Annotated in this window: 3 protein-coding genes and 1 pseudogene; all 4 read left to right on the top strand. The window is 39.7% G+C overall.

Going from position 1 to position 2,617, the window contains the following annotated elements:
- Positions 1–234: 234 nt before the first annotated feature.
- The 4 genes and pseudogenes from L1076_RS26795 to L1076_RS26775 all read left to right on the top strand — a co-directional run bounded on the left by L1076_RS26795 (position 235) and on the right by L1076_RS26775 (position 2,358).
- The gene (locus tag L1076_RS26795; RefSeq protein ID WP_005448236.1) at positions 235–1,104 is read left to right on the top strand and encodes a hypothetical protein; all 870 of its coding nucleotides are present in this window, start codon (positions 235–237) and stop codon (positions 1,102–1,104) included.
- A gap of 136 nt (positions 1,105–1,240) precedes the next feature.
- The gene (locus tag L1076_RS26785) at positions 1,241–1,741 is read left to right on the top strand and encodes a hypothetical protein (protein WP_237304869.1); all 501 of its coding nucleotides are present in this window, start codon (positions 1,241–1,243) and stop codon (positions 1,739–1,741) included.
- A gap of 12 nt (positions 1,742–1,753) precedes the next feature.
- A pseudogene (locus tag L1076_RS26780) lies at positions 1,754–1,856 on the top strand (DUF3265 domain-containing protein).
- Between the two features lie 34 nt (positions 1,857–1,890).
- The gene (locus tag L1076_RS26775) at positions 1,891–2,358 is read left to right on the top strand and encodes a cold shock domain-containing protein (protein WP_237304867.1); all 468 of its coding nucleotides are present in this window, start codon (positions 1,891–1,893) and stop codon (positions 2,356–2,358) included.
- Positions 2,359–2,617 lie beyond the last annotated feature (259 nt).

The following is a 2,617-nucleotide window of genomic DNA, read 5'->3' as shown; positions in this document are numbered from 1 at the left end:
TTACGCCTGGCTTAAGTGCATCAAAACACTTAAAGCTTATTGTTTGCAAAGTTTAAAATAACGTAAAATCAACGCGTTGGGTCTGCAAACTAACAAACTGCTCAAGAGGGATTCGCAACGCGTGGCATTTTTACTATGCGTTGAATTTAGTGATTAAGGTGGTATACGGCGGCTTCGGTATTGCGTTGCTCACCCCTTAGCAGGGCGTTATACCGTTTTTCCAGTGAGGTAAGCTTGGAAATATTTAACAATCGTGAGTTAGCCTCTGTGACTCTAATAGTAGCAGTGCTAATTTGGTCAAGTGGTAAGAATAAGGATGTGGGCACATCCATTCTGGGAGTTTTCAGAGCACTCCAGCAAAAGCCGATCATCATTACTTTGGGGGCACTGACACTTTATACTTCATTAGTTGTTTTTGTGCTATTCGAAGTAGGAGTGTGGAATGCTGGACAACTAAAAAACACGGTTTTATGGCTTGTGTTTGTTGGTGCTGTGCAGGTATTTGGCGCAACTAAGATTCAGGAACCCAGACACTATCTTCGTACATCATTGCAAGCTCAAATCAAGTTAGTCGTAATGGTTCAGTTTTTAGTGGCGTTTCATTCATACGGTTATTTTTCTGAACTTATCATAGTTGCCATGATGTCCGTTGCCGCAATGTGTAGTGTCATCGCTGGGAATAACCCAGAACCGAACCATCAAAGAGTCAAAAAGCTATTCGATGCCATATTAGTAGTTATTGGTACCAGTTTACTGCTTGGGTCACTTTATAGCATTTACACTGAGCCTGGAAAGTTTTTTAGTGTAGGTACGTTTCGAGATTTTCTGGTACCAATGCTGCTATCTGTTGGGGTTTTACCATTTATTTATGCATTCTACCTTGTTCTTGTTTTCGAAAAGGCATTTGTCAAAATTAGGATTTACACTGACTGCAAAACTCTTCAACGATATGCCAAAATAAAATCTTTCGTTGTCTTTAGGGGTAATCATGATTTGATTTATCAGTGGTTGGATAACGCTTGTAAACCTGAATTTGTATCAAAGGACTCAATCAGAGAATCTATCATGCAGTTCAAGCAAAACTTGGTTAAAAAAACGGTATAACAATCTGTTTAAGAGTGATTCGCAACGCGTGGCATTTTTGCTATGCGTTGCGTTTAGTGTTTAAGGTGGTATGCGGGAGCTTTGGCATTGCGTTGCTCACACCTTAACAGGGCGTTATATTTTTAAGGAAAATTTAGTGACAGTTTCAGAAAATGCAGCCCAAAGGGCACTTGATATAATTAATAATCTAGGTGGTGTAGTAAGTGAATTTAGAGACAACTGGTTAGCTGTTCAAGCTTATAGTACTGCATATGAAAATGGTGGTGATCAGCGGAGTACAATCATTCATGCGATTGAGAGTTCGCTATCCGAAGATGTCTGCCAAGCCATTTTAGTTAAATTTGAAACCGAAATTCAGTATTTACATAGCAGTCCCGTTGGTGATTTACGCTTTGAAAATAGTCATGACAGATTTTATCAAAATGGTAACCGTGATATCCAAGCTGTTATAAATACTGATAACTCGAGTCAAGTACGTTTAGCACATCTTGTATGCGTAGTTTATCAAATTAGGTGTAATTTGGATCATGGTCATAAAGAGTTAACAACGGCTCGCAGCCAAAAATTATTCGATATTGGCAATCGAATTATACAAGCGGTCATCGAGGCTCTAGTTCCAATATCCAAGGCAAGTTAAAAATATAACAAACTGTTTAAGAGTGATTCGCAACGCTTGGCATTTTTGTTATGCGTTGCGTTTAGTGTTTAAGGTGGTATGCGGCGGCTTTTGTATTGCGTTGCTCACACCTTAACAGGGCGTTATATCACTTCAAAGGAACAATAAATATGAAGGGTAAAATTGTTAGATGGATTGATGAGCGTGGTTTTGGGTTCATCAACTCTGATGACTACCAAGGTGATGTTTTTGTCCATATATCGAAGTTCAAAAAAGGCTATAGACGCCCTCAAGTGGGTGATGAGGTTGAATTTCAAGTTGAAGTAAGTAATGGCAAAGCCAATGCCTATAATGTCTCGCTTGTTGGTGTCAAACCACGTAAAGATAAATCATCGGCATCTATCGTGTCGGTTGTTTTCATTGGTTTAGCCATCGGCGTTTTCGGCTACTTTGCTATCGAGAAGCTATTTACTACACCAGAATACGAAAACATGGGATTTGTGTGTCAGGGTAAGACTCATTGTAGCCAAATGACGTCCTGCAATGAGGCGAAGTTTTATTTAGCAAACTGCCCAAATGTACAAATTGATGGAAATCGAGATGGGGTGCCTTGTGAAATGCAATGGTGTACCAATTAAGGCGTGATATAACAAACAATTCAAGCTGATTCGCAACGCTCGGCGTTTTCGGTTTCAATTAGTTTGGTGATTACGGCGAAGTGTTTGGGTATGGTGGCAGCGTTGCTCACAACTTAATTGGGCGTTAGTTTGCAAGAGGAAAAACTCAGCTATATCGCAAGATCTAGTGGTAAAAGCTCAAAGTTTAAGTTGTCGTACAGGCTTTCAATTTTAGTGTTAACTAGCGTGGTGAAAATCCAAAATTGGCATCGTTTCAACC

This window comes from Vibrio sp. MMG023 (genome assembly GCF_021654215.1).
Lineage (GTDB): Bacteria > Pseudomonadota > Gammaproteobacteria > Enterobacterales > Vibrionaceae > Vibrio > Vibrio jasicida.
Note: the sequence above shows the minus strand (reverse complement) of the source record. Positions and strands in the feature narration are given on the sequence as shown.